16 protein-coding genes and 2 pseudogenes are annotated in these 15,921 nt (G+C 67.9%); 8 read left to right on the top strand and 10 right to left on the bottom strand.

What is annotated here, in order from left to right; translation table 11 throughout:
• Window positions 1-12 precede the first annotated feature (12 nt).
• Window positions 13-939, bottom strand: coding sequence for a hypothetical protein (locus tag AC1DOC_RS09670; RefSeq protein ID WP_369664433.1), 927 nt, complete (start codon window positions 937-939; stop codon window positions 13-15).
• 81 nt (window positions 940-1,020) lie between these two features.
• Here AC1DOC_RS09670 and AC1DOC_RS09665 point away from each other — a divergent pair, with 81 nt between their 5' ends.
• Window positions 1,021-1,437, top strand: a complete 417-nt coding sequence (locus AC1DOC_RS09665) for a DUF1294 domain-containing protein (RefSeq protein WP_436043552.1) — start codon at window positions 1,021-1,023, stop codon at window positions 1,435-1,437.
• 5 nt (window positions 1,438-1,442) lie between these two features.
• On the opposite strand, the gene AC1DOC_RS09660 is transcribed toward AC1DOC_RS09665, so the two are convergent.
• The gene (locus tag AC1DOC_RS09660; protein ID WP_436287680.1) at window positions 1,443-3,842 is read right to left on the bottom strand and encodes a YgiQ family radical SAM protein; all 2,400 of its coding nucleotides are present in this window, start codon (window positions 3,840-3,842) and stop codon (window positions 1,443-1,445) included.
• A gap of 151 nt (window positions 3,843-3,993) precedes the next feature.
• Between AC1DOC_RS09660 and AC1DOC_RS09655 the strand changes: the two genes are divergently transcribed.
• Window positions 3,994-4,956 (top strand): bifunctional helix-turn-helix transcriptional regulator/GNAT family N-acetyltransferase, encoded by a 963-nt coding sequence (locus AC1DOC_RS09655; protein WP_278876640.1) that lies wholly within the window; start codon window positions 3,994-3,996, stop codon window positions 4,954-4,956.
• Here AC1DOC_RS09655 and AC1DOC_RS09650 read toward each other — a convergent pair.
• The 6 genes and pseudogenes from AC1DOC_RS09650 to AC1DOC_RS09625 all read right to left on the bottom strand — a co-directional run bounded on the left by AC1DOC_RS09650 (window position 4,943) and on the right by AC1DOC_RS09625 (window position 10,608).
• Entirely contained in the window at window positions 4,943-6,451 is a 1,509-nt protein-coding gene (locus AC1DOC_RS09650) for a tripartite tricarboxylate transporter permease (RefSeq protein WP_278876641.1), read from the bottom strand. The two genes, AC1DOC_RS09655 and AC1DOC_RS09650, sit on opposite strands and share 14 nt — an antisense overlap.
• 16 nt (window positions 6,452-6,467) lie before the next feature.
• Window positions 6,468-6,941, bottom strand: a complete 474-nt coding sequence (locus AC1DOC_RS09645; protein ID WP_018902767.1) for a tripartite tricarboxylate transporter TctB family protein — start codon at window positions 6,939-6,941, stop codon at window positions 6,468-6,470.
• Between the two features lie 43 nt (window positions 6,942-6,984).
• Window positions 6,985-7,992, bottom strand: a complete 1,008-nt coding sequence (locus AC1DOC_RS09640) for a tripartite tricarboxylate transporter substrate binding protein (RefSeq protein WP_478084284.1) — start codon at window positions 7,990-7,992, stop codon at window positions 6,985-6,987.
• A 125-nt stretch (window positions 7,993-8,117) separates the two neighbouring features.
• Window positions 8,118-8,830: pseudogene (locus tag AC1DOC_RS09635) on the bottom strand (3-hydroxybutyrate dehydrogenase).
• A gap of 57 nt (window positions 8,831-8,887) precedes the next feature.
• Window positions 8,888-10,099 carry a patatin-like phospholipase family protein gene (locus AC1DOC_RS09630; protein ID WP_478129721.1) on the bottom strand — a complete coding sequence of 404 codons (1,212 nt, stop codon included), beginning with the start codon at window positions 10,097-10,099 and terminating at the stop codon, window positions 8,888-8,890.
• A gap of 59 nt (window positions 10,100-10,158) precedes the next feature.
• Window positions 10,159-10,608, bottom strand: a complete 450-nt coding sequence (locus AC1DOC_RS09625; RefSeq protein WP_436035817.1) for a CHRD domain-containing protein — start codon at window positions 10,606-10,608, stop codon at window positions 10,159-10,161.
• A 116-nt stretch (window positions 10,609-10,724) separates the two neighbouring features.
• On the opposite strand from AC1DOC_RS09625, the gene AC1DOC_RS09620 reads away from it, so the two are divergent.
• Window positions 10,725-11,276 (top strand): DUF924 family protein, encoded by a 552-nt coding sequence (locus AC1DOC_RS09620; protein ID WP_478084288.1) that lies wholly within the window; start codon window positions 10,725-10,727, stop codon window positions 11,274-11,276.
• On the opposite strand, the gene AC1DOC_RS09615 is transcribed toward AC1DOC_RS09620, so the two are convergent.
• The gene (locus AC1DOC_RS09615; RefSeq protein ID WP_062361586.1) at window positions 11,273-12,184 is read right to left on the bottom strand and encodes a YihY/virulence factor BrkB family protein; all 912 of its coding nucleotides are present in this window, start codon (window positions 12,182-12,184) and stop codon (window positions 11,273-11,275) included. The two genes, AC1DOC_RS09620 and AC1DOC_RS09615, sit on opposite strands and share 4 nt — an antisense overlap.
• A gap of 88 nt (window positions 12,185-12,272) precedes the next feature.
• Between AC1DOC_RS09615 and AC1DOC_RS09610 the strand changes: the two genes are divergently transcribed.
• The 4 genes and pseudogenes from AC1DOC_RS09610 (at window position 12,273) to AC1DOC_RS09595 (ending at window position 14,763) form a co-directional block, all read left to right on the top strand.
• A complete protein-coding gene (locus AC1DOC_RS09610) occupies window positions 12,273-12,863 on the top strand; it encodes a chromate transporter (protein ID WP_478129720.1) in 591 nt (196 codons plus the stop codon).
• A complete protein-coding gene (locus tag AC1DOC_RS09605; protein WP_478081765.1) occupies window positions 12,860-13,468 on the top strand; it encodes a chromate transporter in 609 nt (202 codons plus the stop codon). Before AC1DOC_RS09610 ends, AC1DOC_RS09605 begins: the two co-directional genes overlap by 4 nt.
• 30 nt (window positions 13,469-13,498) lie before the next feature.
• Window positions 13,499-14,276 (top strand): annotated as a pseudogene (locus AC1DOC_RS09600) (aldo/keto reductase).
• A gap of 10 nt (window positions 14,277-14,286) precedes the next feature.
• On the top strand, window positions 14,287-14,763 hold the full coding sequence (locus tag AC1DOC_RS09595) for a DUF3237 domain-containing protein (RefSeq protein ID WP_012747331.1): 477 nt from the start codon (window positions 14,287-14,289) through the stop codon (window positions 14,761-14,763).
• Between the two features lie 10 nt (window positions 14,764-14,773).
• Here AC1DOC_RS09595 and AC1DOC_RS09590 read toward each other — a convergent pair whose 3' ends face one another.
• Window positions 14,774-15,295: a GNAT family N-acetyltransferase gene (locus AC1DOC_RS09590; protein WP_062361589.1), complete on the bottom strand. Its 522-nt coding sequence runs from the start codon at window positions 15,293-15,295 to the stop codon at window positions 14,774-14,776.
• Between the two features lie 61 nt (window positions 15,296-15,356).
• Here AC1DOC_RS09590 and AC1DOC_RS09585 point away from each other — a divergent pair.
• The coding region (locus AC1DOC_RS09585; RefSeq protein ID WP_478129719.1) for a helix-turn-helix domain-containing protein at window positions 15,357-15,921 on the top strand (565 nt) is incomplete at its 3' end.

Genomic DNA, 15,921 nt, shown 5'->3' with positions numbered 1-15,921 from the left:
GGATACGAGTGCTCAGCGGCCGGCGCCGTCGCGCTGCCGGTCCTCGCGCTTGATCGCGAGATAGGTGTCCAGGTCGACCTCGTGCAGCTGCCGCGGATACTGCTCGGCCGCGGCGAACCAGGAACGTTCCCGCCGCTCGGCCGGTGCTCCGGCTCCCGAAGAGAGATAGGTGTCGAGCGTGAGGAAGTAGCGCATCGCATTGCGCTCCACCAGCCCGCGCGTGCCGCGGATGTAGTCGGGCTGCCCGTCGGCCTCCTTGCCCACCACCGTGAAGCCCACCTTGTTGCGGCCGAAGGTGGCCAGGTACGCCTCGGTGGCCATGCGAACCATCATGTTGTGGTCGTAGCTGTAGCCGAAATGCAGGAAGCTCTTCTGCCCGTCGAGTGCCACCGCCTCGAGCATGACGCGGTAGTTGCTGGTTCCGAGCGGCCCGTTGGCCGCATTCATCTCGACCGACAGGTACTCCGGCGTCGCGCTGGCCACGCGATAGGCAAAGGGCAGCTGGAACGCCTGTTCGACCGGCTTGTCGTAGCGCCGCACCACGAACAGCGTCAGCATCTCGCCGCCTTGCGGCGACGTGCCGGTGCGGCAGCGGCGGTTGTTGACGTGCAGCATGAGCAGTTCGCACCAGCGGGCGGACTCCTTGAGCGCGGCGCTGATCTCCGGCAGCGGGTGGTCCACCACCGCGTAGATGTCGCCCTGCAGCCCGTTCGGCGTCTCCATCGAGTCCAGCTGGATGGGCCGCCCGAAGCCGTTCTGCGCGAGCTTCGCACCCATGCGCTGGTGCGTGGCGCGCAGTGCCTGCGCCGCGGCCGAGGCCGAGGCCGGTGCGGGCGAGGTGTCGGGCGACGCCGCCGGGGCATGCGCGGAAAACGCGAGCAGGACGGCGCACGCCAGTGCGCGCAACCATGGAGCCGGCAAATGGAACGGACTGCTCATGGACCACACCATACACAAGAGACGGCCACCGCCCCGGCAAGGGAGAATCGCGGCCATGTGTCCTCCTTCTTCCCGCACGCCATGAAGCGCCAAGGCCGGCGCCGCGAGCCGGCGGTCTCCTCTTCCTTGTCGTCGATGCTGCCCGTCGCAGTGCTGCTCCTCGGCTATGCGGGGCTGCTCGGGTATGGGGTGTGGACCACGCGCCTGCCGCCCATTGCGCTGGGCGTGCTGTTGTTGATCAGCCTGCTGGCCTTCGCCGTCTACGGCTTCGACAAGAGCGCCGCGCAGGCCGGCCGCTGGCGCACGGCGGAAAGCACGCTGCACCTGCTGTCGCTGGCGGGGGGATGGCCGGGCGCGTGGTGCGCGCAGCGGCTCTTTCGCCACAAGTCGCGCAAGGCGAGCTTCATGGCGGTGTACTGGGCCACCGTGCTGCTGAATATGGCCGCCGTAGCGGCCTGGGTCGGCAAGCTGCTGCCCGCGAGCCTGCTCGCGGGCTGAACAACTCAGCGCGGCTTGCGGATGCTGCCGCGCACCGGGCCGGCCGGGGCCTTGCGCGGCGCCGGCGCCGAACCGTTGTCGCGCGGCGGCAGGCCCGTGTGCTGCGTGAGGATGCGGCCCTTCGAGGGCTTCACCGGCGCCAGCCTGACCGGCGCCTTGGCGGCCACCGGCGCGGAGGTCGAGTTCTTGCGCCGCGCGCTCGTGTAGCCGCCATCGGTCAGCGGCTGCCACGTCGGGATCAGGTGGTGCTTGCCGTTGCCGATCAGGTCGGCGCGGCCCATGCTCTTCAAGGCCTCGCGCAGCAGCGGCCAGTTGTTGGCGTCGTGGTAGCGCAGGAAGGCCTTGTGCAGGCGGCGGCGCTTGTCGCCGCGCACGATGTCCACCGTCTCGCTCTCGCGCGTGATCTTGCGCAGCGGGTTCTTGTTGGTGTGGTACATCGTGGTGGCCGTGGCCATCGGGCTCGGGTAGAAGGTCTGCACCTGGTCGGCGCGGAAACCGTTCTTCTTGAGCCAGATCGCGAGGTTCATCATGTCCTCGTCGCTGGTGCCCGGATGCGCGGCAATGAAGTACGGAATGAGGTACTGCTTCTTGCCCGCCTCGGCCGAGAACTTCTCGAACATCTGCTTGAACTTGTCGTAGCTGCCGATGCCGGGCTTCATCATCTTGGTGAGCGGGCCCTGCTCGGTGTGCTCGGGCGCGATCTTCAGGTAGCCGCCGACATGGTGCTGCACCAGTTCCTTCACGTACTCGGGCGACTGCACGGCCAGGTCGTAGCGCAGGCCGGAGCCGATCAATATCTTCTTGATGCCCTTGAGCGCACGCGCGCGGCGGTAGATCTTGATGAGCGGATCGTGATTGGTGCCCAGGTTCGGACAGATGCCCGGGTACACGCAGCTGGGCTTGCGGCAGGCGGCCTCGATCTCGGGGCTCTTGCAGCCCAGGCGGTACATGTTGGCCGTGGGCCCGCCCAGGTCGGAGATGGTGCCGGTGAAGCCGCTCACGCTGTCGCGGATGGCCTCGACCTCCTTGATGATCGATTCTTCCGAGCGGCTCTGGATGATGCGGCCCTCGTGCTCGGTGATCGAGCAGAAGGTGCAGCCGCCGAAGCAGCCGCGCATGATGTTCACGCTGAAGCGGATCATTTCCCACGCGGGGATCTTGGTGGCGCCGTCGTGGCTGCCGTTCTCGTCGGCGTAGCGCGGATGCGGGCTGCGCGCATACGGCAGGTCGAACACGTGGTCCATCTCGGCCGTGGTGAGCGGGATGGGCGGCGGGTTGATCCACACGTCGCGCGCGGTGGCGCCCTCGCCATGCGCCTGCACCAACGCGCGGGCGTTGCCGGGGTTGGTCTCCAGGTGCAGCACGCGGTTGGCGTGCGCGTAGAGCACCGGGTCGGCGCGCACCTGCTCGTACGACGGCAGGCGGATCACGCTGCGGTCGCGCGGCGGCACCTTGATCCTTGCGCGCGGCGCAAGCGCAGGGTTCGGCACGAAGGTCAGCGGCTTGATGGCGGGGTTCACCGGGTTCGCCGCCGCAGCCCCTGCCTCCGCGGCCTGCGCCACGGCCTGGGCCTCGTCTTCCTTGGCGCAGGTGGCGCCGTTGGCCTTGGCCTGCTCGGACACCATCAGGTACGGGTTGACGTGGGCTTCGACGCGGCCGGGTTCGTCCACGCTGGTGGAGTTGATCTCGAACCAGTCCGCGGGCGTGTCGCGCCGCACGAAGGCGGTGCCGCGCACGTCGGTGATCTCGTGCACCGGCTCGCGGGCCGCCAGCCGGTGCGCGATCTCGACGATGGCGCGCTCGGCGTTGCCGTACAAGAGCAGGTCGCACTTCGAGTCGACCACGATCGAGCGGCGGACCTTGTCCTGCCAGTAGTCGTAGTGGGCGATGCGGCGCAGCGACCCTTCGATGCCGCCGAGGATGATCGGCACGTCGTTCCAAGCTTCCTTGCAGCGCTGCGAATACACGATGGCCGCGCGGTCGGGCCGCGCACCGCCGACGTCGCCGGGCGTGTAGGCGTCGTCGCTGCGGATCTTCCGGTCCGCCGTGTAGCGGTTGATCATCGAATCCATGTTGCCGGCGGTSACGCCGAAGAASAGGTTCGGYTTGCCCAGTGCCTTGAAGGGCTCGGCGCTCTGCCAGTCGGGCTGGGCGATGATGCCCACGCGGAAGCCCTGCGCCTCGAGCATGCGGCCGATCACGGCCATGCCGAAGCTCGGGTGGTCGACGTAGGCGTCGCCCGTCACCACGATGATGTCGCAGCTGTCCCAGCCGAGCGCGTCCATCTCCTTGCGCGTGGTCGGCAGGAATTTGGCCGTGCCGAAACGGGCCGCCCAGTACTTGCGGTAGCTGGTCAGCGGCTTGGCGGCACGCGCAAAAAAGGAGACGTCGACGGGGGCGTTCATCAGTGGGGAAGTTGGCCGCGGCGGCTTGGCGGGCACGGCGCGGCAGTGGGCAACCCGCGATTTTAGGGTTTTCCACCACTTCTGTCGCGTTGGCGGCTGTTGACGCGCCTGCGGCAAGGCTTTTAAATGGTTGCCTCAGTCAACCATCAATATGACAACAGCAACCATTCAGGACAATTCGCCCCTGCCCGACGCCGCTGCGGTCAAGGCGATCCGGCGCTTCAACCGCTTCTACACGAGCCGCATCGGCGTGCTCGATCCCTACCTTGGCAGCGACATGTCGCTGACCGATGTCAGGGTGCTGTACGAGCTGGCCCACCGGGAAACGCCCGTCGCCAGCGAAATCGGCCGCGACCTGCGGCTCGACGCCGGCTACATGAGCCGCATCCTGCGCCGCTTCGAAGCGGCCGGCTGGCTCACGCGCGCGCCGCACCCGCGCGACGCGCGGCAGAGCGTGCTGCGCCTCACCGAAGCCGGCCACGCCGCATTTGCGCCGCTGCAACAGAAATCGCGCGACGAGGCGGCCGCCCTGCTCGCGCCGGTGCCTGCGCACGGGCGCCAGCAGCTGATCGATGCCATGGCGCGCATCGAGCGCGCGCTCGATCCCGCTGCGGCCCCGGCGGCGCGCACGCGCACCATCGTGCTGCGCGACCCGCTGCCCGGCGACATGGGCTGGGTGGTGCAGCAGCACGGCGAGCTCTATGCACGCGAGTACGGCTGGAACAGCGAGTTCGAGGCGCTGGTGGCCGACATCGTGGCGCAGTTCGTGCGCAAGTTCCAGCCCGCGTGGGAGAAGTGCTGGATCGCCGAGCTCGACGGCGAACGCGTGGGCGCGATCTTCGTGGTGCGCAAGTCGGCCACCACGGCCCAGCTGCGGCTGCTGCTGCTCTCGCCATCCGCACGCGGCCTGGGCCTGGGCGCGCGCCTGACCGACGAATGCATCGCCTTCGCGCGCGCCAAGGGCTATCGCAAGATGGTGCTCTGGACCAACAGCTGCCTGGCGGCCGCGCGCGCCATCTACGCCAAGCGGGGCTTCAAGCTCGACAAGGCCGAGCCCTACGAAGGCTTCGGCCAGCAGCTCGTGGGCGAGACCTGGTCGCTCAAGCTGCAGTAGACGAAGCGGTGCGCCGCCCCCTCAGCCACAGCTTTTTCAGCAGGGGCGCGAGCCACACCAGCAGCACGACCGCCGCCAGCGATGCGGCAATCGGCCGCGACACGAAGCCGGCCAGGTTGCCGTCCGACTTGATCATCGAGGTGATGAAGTTCTCTTCGAGCATGCCGCCGAGCACCACGCCCAGGATCGCCGGCGCAATGGGAAAGCCGTTCTCCTCGAGCAGGTAGGCCACCATGCCCGCCACGAGCATCACGCCCACGTCGAACAGCGAGTTGTTGATGGCAAACGCGCCCACGATGCAGAACAGCAGGATCAGCGGCATCAGCACGTTGCGCGGCACCCGCAGGATGCGCTTGGCCACCTTGATGCACAGGATGCCCAGCGGAATCATGATGATGTTGGCGATGATGAACAGCATGAACACCGCATAGATGTTCTGCGGATTGGTGGTGAACAGMGTCGGCCCCGGATTGAGGTTCTTCATGTAGAGCACGCCGATCACGATGGCCGTGATCGAGTCGCCCGGGATGCCGAACACCAGCGCCGGAATCCACGCGCCGGCCAGTGCGCTGTTGTTGGCCGAACCCGATTCGACAATGCCTTCGACATGGCCCGTGCCGAACTTCTCGGGCTCCTTGGAGAACTTCTTGCTCATGGCGTACGACATCCATGCCGCAATGTCGGCACCCGCACCCGGCAGCGCACCCACCGCCGTGCCCAGCAGGCTACCGCGCAGTATCTGCACCGGATACTTCTTGGCCAGCGCCCACTGGCCCGAGAGCACGCTGCCCACTTTCTCGACCACCACCTCGCCGGGCGGCAGCGTGTCGACCGCGAAGCGGATCACCTCCGAGATGGCGAACATGCCGATCATCATCGGGATCATGCCGATGCCGCCGGTCATCTCGGCATTGCCGAAGGTGAAGCGCGGAAAGCCCGCCGGATTGCCGAGCCCCACACAGGCCACCAGCAGGCCGAGCAGCAGCGTGATCATGCCCTTGAGCGGCCGGTCGGAGGTGATGAACACCGCGCATGTCAGGCCCAGCAGCACGAGCCAGAAGTACTCGAAGGAACTGAAGTTGAGCGCGAAGTCGGCCAGCGCGGGCGCCGCCACGATCAGCACCACCGTACCGAAAAGACCGCCCACGGCCGAGAACACCAGCCCCGCGCCCAATGCCGTCTCGGCCATGCCCTTGCGCGTCATCGCGAAGGCTTCGTCGGTGTAGGCGGCGGATGCGGGCGTGCCCGGAATGCGCAGCAGGCAGCCCGGGATGTCGCCCGAGAAGATGGCCATGGCGGTGGCCGTCACCATGGCCGCGATGGCCGGGATCGGCTGCATGAAGAAGGTGACTGGCACCAGTAGCGCCACCGCCATGGTGGCCGACAGCCCCGGCACCGCGCCGACGAACAGGCCATAGAGCGAGGCCAGCACCATCACGAGGATGGTGTAGGGCTCGAAGACCATCGAGAAAGCCTGCAAGAGTGCTGCGGACATGGATGGATGTTTCCGGTTACCAGGCGATGGGCATCAGGACGCCCCAGGGGAGCGGAACCCGCAGCAGCTTGTAGAACGCGGCATGGATCAGCAGCGCGGCAACCAGCGCGATCAGCAGCGCACGGCCCGGCGGCACGCGCATGGCGAGCATCAGTGCCAGCAGCGAGATCGCTGCAGTCGGCAGGAAGCCGAGCCGCTCGGAGGCGAACATGTAGAACARCACCGCGCCGATGACCAGCGCGGCGGACAGCACGTGACGCGGCGAAGCCGCCCAGTCGCCAAGCCGCACCCAGGCCGCGGCATGGCGTTCGCGCCATCCCTTGGCCAGCAGCATCGCGCCGCAGACGCACAGCCCCGCGGCAATCAGCCCCGGAAACAGCGCAGGCCCCACCTGCTGGCCCGGTATGCCCGGATAGCCCTGCACCACGGCAAGCACCACGATGCCGAGCGCCAGCAGGATCGCGCCGAAGATCGCGTCGTTGAATTTCATCGCGCCGCACCTCCGCCCGGCGGGCGCGCGCGCCGTCCGGCGCTCACTTGACGATACCCACGGCCTTCATCGTGGCGCCGAGTTCGGCGTCGGACTTGGCCATGTAGGCAGCGAAGTCGTCGGGGCCCGCATAGATCACGCCAAAGCCGCGCGAGGCCATGAAATCGGTGTACTCCTTGCTCGCCACCACTTTCTTGAGCGCGCCCGCCAGCTTGTCGCGCACGTCGGCCGGCAGGCCCTTGGGCCCGACGATGCCGCGCCAGGCCGCCATCGACCAGTCGCTGCCGATGGCCGCCTTGAGCGTGGGCACGTTGGGATAGAGGGCCGAGGGCTTGTCGCTCATGATCGCAAGGCTCTTGACCTTGCCCGCATCGATCAGCGAACGCGCCTCGGGCAGCGAGACCGGCGCGATGTCGACACCGCCCGCAACCACGTCCTGCAGGCCCGGCGCCGCGCCATTGCTCGGCACCCACGGCACGGCCGCGGGATCGATCTTCTGGTCGCGCAAGAGGCCCGCGATGGCCAGGTGCCAGATGCCGCCCTGTCCTGTGCCGGAAGCCTTGAGCTTGCCGGGACTGGCCTTGATGGCCGCCAGCAACTCGGCCACGTTCTTGTAGGGCGCGTCGGCCCGCACCTGGATGCCGGCCGGGTCGAGATTGGCAAGGCCGATCGGCGTGTACGAGGCACTGGTCAGCGGCGTCAGCCCCTGCCAATGCATCATGCCGATCTCGACCGTGGCCATGCCGATGGTGTAGCCGTCGGGCGGTGCGGCGGCAATGGCCGCATGGCCCACCACGCCGTTGCCGCCGGTGCGGTTCACCACCGTCATCGGCTGGCCGAGTTCCTTTTCGAGCAGGCTCGCGATGATGCGCGCCGTGGCATCGGTGCCGCCGCCCGCACCCCACGGAACGATCAGCGTGACGGGCCGGCTGGGATACGCCTGGGCCGCCGCCGGCGCTGCCGCGGCGAACATGGCAAGCCCTGCTGCCACACCTGCCGCATGGGCCACGAAGGAGCGGCGCGAAAAAAAGCCGGCGGAACGAACACGCATGGTTTTTGTCTCCTGGCGAAAGTCATTGGTATGACGATTGAACGGCAAACCGGTTTTTCTCACAGTTCGCTCGCCGGAGACATTAGGGTGAACCATCGTGCGCCGTGCGCGGCGCGGCGACGTCGCTACTGCATGAACCAGCCGTGGCTCACCACCAGCGACTGGCCGGTCAGCGCATTGGTCGGGAAGGCCGCGAACAGCAGCGCCACGCGCGCCACATCGTCGGTGGTGGTGAATTCGCCATCGACCGTTTCCTTCAGCATCACGTTCTTGACGACCTGCTCCTCGGTGATACGTTGGCGCGCACGCCGTGCTTCGCGCCTTCCTTCGCCACCGTCTTGGCCAGGCCGATGAGCCCGTGCTTGGCGGTCACGTAGGGCGCCTTCAGCAGCGAAGCTTCCTTGGAGTGCACCGATCCCATGTAGATCACGCTGCCGCCGCGGCCCTGGGCGTACATGTGCTTGAGACAGGCCTTGGTGGTGAGGAATGCGCCGTCGAGATGGATCGCGAGCATCTTCTTCCAGTCGGCAAAGCTGAATTCCTCGACCGGATGAACGATCTGCACGCCCGCGTTGCTGACCAGGATGTCGATGCCGCCGAAGGCCTTGGCGGCCTCCTCGACCGAGGCATCGACCTGCTCTTCGCTGGTCACGTCCACCGCCACGCCCAGGGCCTGCGCGCCCGTTGCCCGGAGCTCGGCCGCGGTGGCCTCGGCGGCCTGCTTGTTGAGGTCGGCAATGACGACCTTGGCCCCCTCGCGCGCGAACAGGATGGCAATCTCCTTGCCGATGCCGCTGGCCGAGCCGGTGATGTAGGCGACCTTGTCCTTGAGTTGCATGGTGAATGTCCTTGAGGTTGGAAAGAAGAAAAAACGGGTTGCAAGAATCGGGCGCCTTCAGCGCGAGAGCCCGGGGCGCTTGACGCGCTCCACGCCGGGCTCGCCGAGGTCGAAGGTGGTCACGCCGTTCACGGTGGCGTCGCTGCGCAGCGTCTCGGGATGCGCCAGCGTGCGCCGCATGTCGCGCGCGCCGGCCTCCCAATGCTCTTCGACGGCGGCGCGCGAGAACTCGTAGTCCTTCGATTCGACCTCGTAGGGCTTGTCGCGGTAGATCAGGTGGAAGATGTCGATCGGGTGGTGCGTGAGCTCGGCCTGCACCGCCAGCACCGAGGGGTCATTGCGAAGGCGCACCGGCAGCTTGGAGATCAGGTCGGCAATGGCCTGCTGCAGGTTCAGGTTGGCGGCCAGCGCATCGGTGTTCATGCGGGTGCGGCTCGAATAGGTGATGTCCTTCTGCCGCTCCATCACGCCCGACAGCGTGCGCGGCATCTCGCCGCGTGCATTGAAAAGGTCGACCTGCAGCACCACCAGCGGCTCGGAGCGCGGATGGATGTCGAGCACGTACTGCAGCGGCGTGTTCGAGACGATGCCGCCGTCCCAGTAGTCGTCGCCGTCGATGCTGACCGGCGCAAAGCCCGGCGGCAGCGCACCGCTGGCCATGATGTGCTCGGGGCCGATGCGCTGGCGCGTGTTGTCGAAGTACACCGAGTTGCCGGTGCGCACGTCGACCGCGCCCACGCTGAAGCGCGCCTCGCAGGCGTTGATGCGGTCGAAGTCGACCAGGCGCTCGAGCGTGGCCTTCAGCGGCGCGGTGTCGTAGTAGCTCAGGAGCGGCGCCGCGGCGCCCATCAGCAGCGCGGGCGAATAGCGCGGCTCGAAGAAGCCCGGAATGCCCACCAGCATCGCCATGCTGGCGCTCCACTGGTTCTGCGTGGCGCGGTCGCCCAGCCATGACGGCAGGCGCTGCGCCGGCCCCGAAGACACCAGGTGCCAGAACTCGCGCAGCCGGTCGACGCGCTTCTCGGGCGCGTTGCCCGCGATCAGCGCCGCATTGATGGCGCCAATGGAGACGCCGGCAATCCAGTGCGGCTGCAGGTCGGTCTCGCTGAGCGCGRCATACACGCCGGCCTGGTAGGCGCCGAGCGCGCCGCCGCCCTGCAGCACCAGCGCCTTGCGCGCGGCGCGCATGTCTTCGCGGCGCTCCTCGAAGGTGTTGTTGAGGGTTTTTTGGCTTGCGGCACGTGGCTTCCTGGTCGTCTTCGTCGTCATATGGTGTCATTTGACACCAGCGCGAAGACCGCAAGCTGACCGCGCGCCGCTTGGCCCCCTCACATCTTGGGCAGCATCTGGCCCCGGATTTCGCCGCCCGGGTTGGCGGCGGTGTGGACGTTGGCATACCACTTGCCGGCGATCAGGTCGGCCGCCTGCGCCGGCGTGAGCGTGGCCTGGCCCTCGATCGGGCTGGCCGCGTTGGCAAAGGGCAGCACCACGCCGGCATTGGCACCCGCGGCCGCCGGGCCATGGAAGTGCGCCGCGGTGGCCGGGCCGCTCAGGCCGCTGTAGGTGATCTTGTACTTGAGGACGTTGGTGTCCTTGTTGAGCCAGGCCTCCGCCAGGCCGCTGCCGCGCGTCATGTTGGGCGGCACTTCGCTGGCGGCGTTCATCGCGCCGCTGAAGCTCGCGGTGTTCGACCTGGACATCATTCCGCAACCGGCCAGCGCGGCACTGGCCACGCCGGCGATGAGGGTTGCGCGCAAAAGGCTGCCATATCGGGTCATGAGCTTTATCTCCTGAGTTATGAAAACCGCTACAGCATAGGCAGGCCTTGCCATTTGCCTTGTCGGCCACCACCGCGACTTTGGCGGCCGGGCGCAGGCTGAAAGAGAATGCGGCCATGAACCCTGCCGAGCTCCCCACCGCCCAAGACGTCGTCGGCTTCTGGCGCCAAGCCGGGCCCGAACGATGGTTTGCCAAGAACGAAGCCTTCGACGCGCAGTTCCGCGAACGCTTCCTTGCCGCCCACGAAGCGGCCGCGCGCGGCGAGCTCGACCATTGGGCGCAGGGCGCCGAGGGCGCCCTGGCACTGCTGGTGCTGCTCGACCAGTTTCCGCGCAACACCTGGCGCGGAAACGCGCGCATGCTGGCCACCGATGCCAAGGCGCTGGCCATCGCCCGCCAGGCGATCGAAGCGGGCCTCGACCTGAAGACCGACGAGGAGTTGCGGCGCTTTTTCTACCTGCCCTTCATGCATTCCGAGTCGCTGGACGACCAGCAGCGCTCGGTCGAGCTCAACGCCGCGCTCGATGCCAACACCCAGCGCTTCGCGGTGCTGCACCGCGACATCATTGCGCGCTTCGGCCGCTTTCCGCACCGCAACAAGCTGCTCGGGCGCACCAGCACGGCCGAGGAGCAGCGCTTCCTCGACGAGGGCGGCTTCGCAGGCTAACGCTGCGGCAGCGGGTCCGAGCGCGTCGGCGAAGGATTCGCGTCGGCGCTGCGCCCCATGTCCTTGAGCGAGCCATAGGTCTTGGCATAGACCCAGGTGAACTCGGCCCCGAGCAGGAAGATCTGCGCCGAGTAGTACACCCACACCAGCACCACGACCAGCGAACCTGCCGCACCGTAGCCCGAGGCCACGCTGCTCTTGCCGATGTACAGCCCGATCAGGTGCTTGCCGATGGTGAACAGCAGCGCCGTGACCGCCGCGCCCACCCACACGTCGCGCCACTGCACCCTGACGCGCGGCATGATCTTGTAGATCATCGCGAAGATCACCGTCACCATCGCAAAGCTGAAGACGAAATTCACCGCCTGCGCCAGCGTGGCCCAGCCGCCGAACACCGGCGCCCACCACTTGCTGAGCGCCGCCAGCGCCGCACTGGCCACCAGCGACACCATCAGCAGGAAGCCGATGGCCATGATCATGCTGAACGACAGCAGCCGCACGCGCAGCAGGTTGAACAGGCCCTTGCTCTTGGTGCGCGCCGGCGCCCGCCAGATGCGGTCGAGCGCGTCCTGCAGTTCGCCGAAGACGGTGGTCGCGCCGACCACCAGCAGGCCCAGGCCGACCACCGTGGCCACGATGCCTTCGGCCGGCTTGTTGACCGCCTGCAGCATGCCCTGCACCGCGGCCGCGCCCTGCGCGCCCATGAGGCCGGAAAGCTGCGCGAAGATCTCGCCGCGCGCGGCCTCTTGGCCGAACACGAGGCCGGCCACCGAGATCACGATCAGCAGCAGCGGCGCGATCGAGAACACCGTGTAGTAGGCCAGCGCGGCACCCATGCTCGGAGCGTAGTCGTTGGACCAGGAGGCCACGGCCTGCTTGCAGAGATCGAAGAGCGCGCGGATTTGCATGGCGGTGGAGTCTCCCTTTGAGTGATGCAGGGGCATGTCAGCCCGGTGCCCGGCATGTTGCAGGCCTGGCTACGATAATCGCATCCACATGCATCCGTCTCCTTCAGGCGCGGCGGCGCCGCCCGCCCATCCGCAACCGAAGTCGCCACGCGACCTTTTTGTTTCATTCACCTGKCTTGCGCTGCAGGGCTTCGGTGGCGTGCTGGCCATCGTCCAGCGCGAGATGGTGGAGAAGAAGCGCTGGCTCACGCCCGAGCAGTTCCTGGAAGACTGGGCCGTGGCCCAGGTGATGCCGGGGCCGAACGTGATCAACCTCGCACTGATGATCGGCGACCGCTACTTCGGCCTGCGCGGCGCCATTGCCGCGGTGGCCGGCATGCTCGCGATACCGCTCGTGGTCATCCTCGTGCTGGCCGTGCTCTATGCCCACTACGCCGCCAACCCGCAGGTGGCCGCCGCGCTGCGCGGCATGGGCGCGGTGTCGGGCGGGCTGATCGCCGCCACCGGCATCAAGCTGATTCCGCAGCTGCGCAAGCACCCGCTGGGCTTTGCCACCTGCCTGGCCTTCGTCGCGCTGGTGTTCGGCGCCATTGCGCTGTTCAAGATGCCGCTCGGCTGGGTGCTGCTGGCCGTGGGCGGCGTGGCTTGTGCGTGGACCTGGCGCAGGATCGCCGCATGAGCCAGCTGACCATCGCCATGCAATGGCACGACTGGCTGGCGCTCTTCGGCCAGTACCTGCTGCTGTCGCTGCTGTCGATCAGCGGCGCCATCACTACGGTTCCGGACATGCACCGCTACCTCGTTGCGCAGCACGGCTGGCTCAGCGATGCGCAGTTCAGCTCCTCGGTGGCCATCGCCCAGGCCGCGCCCGGGCCGAACGTGCTCTTCGTCGCGCTGATGGGCTGGAACGTCGGGCTCAATGCGGGCGGCGGCATCGGCGCGGGGCCGGGTGCCTGGCTGCTGGGCCTGTTCGGGCTCATGGTCACCATGCTGGGCATCATGCTGCCCAGCACCACCCTCACCTACCTGGCCACGCGCTGGGGCCACCGCAACCGCGACCGGCGCGGCGTGCGCGCCTTCAAGCAGGGCATGGCGCCGGTGGTGGTGGGCCTGCTGATCGCCACCGGCTGGGTGCTGGCGGCGGGTAACCATGCCGGCGACGCGCCTGCATGGCATCTGTGGCTGCTGACCGCAGTGGCCGCGCTTATCGTCTGGCGCACGCGCGTCCACCTGCTCTGGCTGCTGGGCGCGGGTGCGCTGCTCGGTGCCGTGGGCGTCGTCTGATCCTCGTTCTCTTCCTCAGGAAACAAACTCATGTCGCAACTCCGCTCGCTCGGCCGCTCCGGCCTCCTGGTTTCACCGCTGGCCTTCGGCGGCAACGTGTTCGGCTGGACGGCGGACGAGGCCACCTCGTTCCGCCTGCTCGATGCCTGGGTGGACGCGGGGTTCAACTTCATCGACACCGCCGACGTCTATTCGGCCTGGGTGCCGGGCCACAGCGGCGGCGAGTCCGAGGCCATCATCGGCAAGTGGCTCAAGCAAAGCGGCAAGCGCAACCGCGTGGTGCTGGCCACCAAGGTCGGCAAGCCGATGGGCGAAGGCAAGTCGGGCCTCTCGCCGGCCTACATCCGCGAAGCGGTGGAAGCCTCGCTCAAGCGCCTGCAGACCGACTTCATCGACCTGTACCAGTCGCACGACGACGATGCCGCCACCCCGCTCGAAGATTCGCTGCAAGCGCGAAGTGGGCGTGATCAACTTCTATGCGCTGGCGGCCGGTTTCCTGACCGGCAAGTACCGCACCGAGGCCGACGCCGCCAAGAGCGCGCGCGGCGCCACCACCATCAAGAAGTACCTGAACCCGCGGGGCCTGCGCATTCTCGAGGCGCTCGACAAGGTGGCCCAGCAGTACAACGCCAAGCCGGGCCAGGTGGCCATTGCCTGGCAGATCGCGCGCCCTTCGGTCACGGCGCCGATCGCCAGCGCCACCTCCATCGCGCAACTGGAGGAACTGGTGGTCGCCACCCAGCTGAAGCTCGATGCCGGCACCATCCAGATGCTGGACCGGGCCAGCGCCGAGACCCCCGAGGCCTGAGGCGGGCCCCATGAGCGGCTTCGACGCCATCGCCACGCCCCTGCTCGAGCACTTCGCCGACCTGCGCGTCGAAGTGGGCGTGCCGCAGGTGCTGGGCAGCAGCGCGCGCGGCCTGCGCCGCGTGGTGCCGATCACGGGCGGGGAAGCATCGGGCCACGGCTGGCGCGCCCGGGTGCTGCCGGGCGGCAGCGACTTTCAATTGATCGTGAGCGACACGCTCTCCGAACTGGACGCGCGCTACGGGCTGGAAACCGATGCGGGCGACCTGGTCTACGTGCAGAACCACGCCATTCGCGCGGCCGCGCCAGAGGTCATGGCCATGCTGCTGCGCGGCGAGCCGGTCGATCCGGCGCAGGTCTACTTCCGCTGCAGTCCGCGCTTCGAGACGGCCTCTGCTTCTCTGAAATGGATCAACGAGCGCATGTTCGTCGGGGCGGGCCTCAGGCACCCGGCCGAAGTCGTGATGCGCTTCTTCGCGCTCATGTAGTTCGCGCGAGCTAGCCGTCGACCGGATTCAGCGGCGTGGAAAGAATGCGCTGGTAGAAGGCCACGTCGAGCCAGCGGCCGAACTTGAATCCGGCCTGCCGCACGGTGCCGGCATGCTCGAAGCCCAGGCGCTCATGCAGCCCGATGCTGCCGGCGTTGGCGGCATCGATGGCGCCGACCATGACGTGCACGTCGTGCGCCACGGCCTCGGCAATGATCGCCTCCATGAGCCTGCGGCCGAGACCCGCGCCGCGGTGGCCCGCCTCGACATACACCGAGTGCTCCACCGTGTACTTGTAGGCCGGAAAGGCGCGGAACGTGCCGTAGCTCGCAAAACCCAGCAGCTTGCCGCTCTCGTCTTCCGCGCCGATCACGGGAAAGCCGTTGGCGCGCTTGGTGGCGAACCACGCCACCATGCTCTCGGGCGTGCGCGGCTTGTAGTCGTACAGCGCCGTCGAATTGGCAATGGCCTCGTTGAGGATGGCAAGGATGGCGCCCGCGTGGGCTTCCTCGGTGCAGGGGACCAGGCGCATGTTCGTTCCTTTCAGGCTGTCCAATTTCAATCTGTCCAATATAGGAGAATAATAATCTCATATGAGAAACAATTCATCTCCGCCTGCCGAGCCCTCCGGCATCGACGCGCTCATTGCCGCCCGGCTGCTCGCGCTGCGCCAGGCCAAGGCGCTGAGCCTGGCCGAGCTGGCCGAGCTTTCCGGCGTCAGCAAGGCCATGATCTCGAAGGTGGAGCGCGCGGAGAGCAGCCCGACGGCCGTGCTGCTGGGCCGGCTGGCCGCCGGCCTGGGCGTGCCGCTCGCGCAGCTGCTGACGGAGGAGAAGGCTTCGCCGCGCCGGCTGCGCCCCCGGGCCGAACAGGAGGTCTGGCGCGATCCCGAGGCAGGCTACCTGCGGCGCCAGGTCGCCGAGCGCGGCGCGAGCGGCGGCGTGGAGATGGTCGAGATCGAATTGCCGCGTTCGGCGCAGGTCGCCTATCCGCGCTGGAGCGGCAAGCCGTACCGGCAATGCCTGTGGATGCTCGAAGGCGCGCTGCGGGTGGACTACGGCGAGGAGCGCTTCGAACTCGCGCCCGGCGACTGCCTGGATTTCGGCGTCGACCGGCCGCTGGTCTTCAAGGCGCTCGGCCGCGCGGGCTGCCGCTACC

The organism is Variovorax sp. 01T439_2, from assembly GCF_056398445.1.
This window is presented reverse-complemented; position numbering and strand designations above follow the sequence as displayed.

Bases quoted from the DNA above. Each gene is read 5' to 3' on its own strand.
- AC1DOC_RS09670 (WP_369664433.1), bottom strand. From the start codon at position 939: ATGAGCAGTCCGTTCCATTTGCCGGCTCCATGGTTGCGCGCACTGGCG.
- AC1DOC_RS09665 (WP_436043552.1), top strand. From the start codon at position 1,021: ATGAAGCGCCAAGGCCGGCGCCGCGAGCCGGCGGTCTCCTCTTCCTTG.
- AC1DOC_RS09655 (WP_278876640.1), top strand. From the start codon at position 3,994: ATGACAACAGCAACCATTCAGGACAATTCGCCCCTGCCCGACGCCGCT.
- AC1DOC_RS09640 (WP_478084284.1), bottom strand. From the start codon at position 7,992: ATGCGTGTTCGTTCCGCCGGCTTTTTTTCGCGCCGCTCCTTCGTGGCC.
- AC1DOC_RS09625 (WP_436035817.1), bottom strand. From the start codon at position 10,608: ATGACCCGATATGGCAGCCTTTTGCGCGCAACCCTCATCGCCGGCGTG.
- AC1DOC_RS09620 (WP_478084288.1), top strand. From the start codon at position 10,725: ATGAACCCTGCCGAGCTCCCCACCGCCCAAGACGTCGTCGGCTTCTGG.
- AC1DOC_RS09615 (WP_062361586.1), bottom strand. From the start codon at position 12,184: ATGCAAATCCGCGCGCTCTTCGATCTCTGCAAGCAGGCCGTGGCCTCC.
- AC1DOC_RS09605 (WP_478081765.1), top strand. From the start codon at position 12,860: ATGAGCCAGCTGACCATCGCCATGCAATGGCACGACTGGCTGGCGCTC.
- AC1DOC_RS09595 (WP_012747331.1), top strand. From the start codon at position 14,287: ATGAGCGGCTTCGACGCCATCGCCACGCCCCTGCTCGAGCACTTCGCC.
- AC1DOC_RS09590 (WP_062361589.1), bottom strand. From the start codon at position 15,295: ATGCGCCTGGTCCCCTGCACCGAGGAAGCCCACGCGGGCGCCATCCTT.